We start from the raw sequence: 590 nt of genomic DNA, 5'->3' as shown, positions 1-590 counted from the left end.
TACGATAACGAAGAAATTATTCCTGCCACAGATGGATTGATATCCAGCGACTCACGTAAATAAGGGAGAACTAATCCATAACTAAACCTTGCAAACCCATAAGTTACCGCAATCATCGGTAAACCAGCCATGATTAACTTTTTTGGATCCATTAACAACACCTCTTAATATATAGAACGGTCAATCTACTCCCGGTAAAAAGAAAAATCTCCAAGTAGAGACCGCCCAAGATTTTTCCTTCTTACTAGTGTCCTATTCGACTTTTAGTGGAATCCCATAGACTTTATGGAATTCCTAAATGCCATAGCCACGTCATCTACATTCAGGGTTTCCGATAAAGCAGTGGCACCTTCAAACACCAACACCAATTGTGCGGCCTCACTATGGTTGAAGCCAAGTTCTTCAAAAAAAGCCAATAATGATCTTTTATGCGCATTTACGTATTGGACAATCTCATAATTATCATTGGAAGAAAACTCTTCTTTAGCCCGTAAAAACATGCATCCGTTCGTGTCATGTTTTCGAATCCAATCAAGGTGGGCTTCCGCCAAGGACCATACAATGGAGTCTTTGGAATTTCTAACGGGTGA

The 590-nt window shown here is 40.0% G+C and carries 1 pseudogene; it reads right to left on the bottom strand.

The window, feature by feature from the left end:
- Positions 1-263: 263 nt before the first annotated feature.
- Positions 264-590: pseudogene (locus AC3G7N_RS21890) on the bottom strand (TetR/AcrR family transcriptional regulator); the annotation flags it as partial.

The organism is Virgibacillus carmonensis (assembly GCF_057836705.1).
The sequence above is the reverse complement of the archived record's forward strand: the minus strand, read 5'-3'. Positions and strand labels throughout refer to the sequence as shown.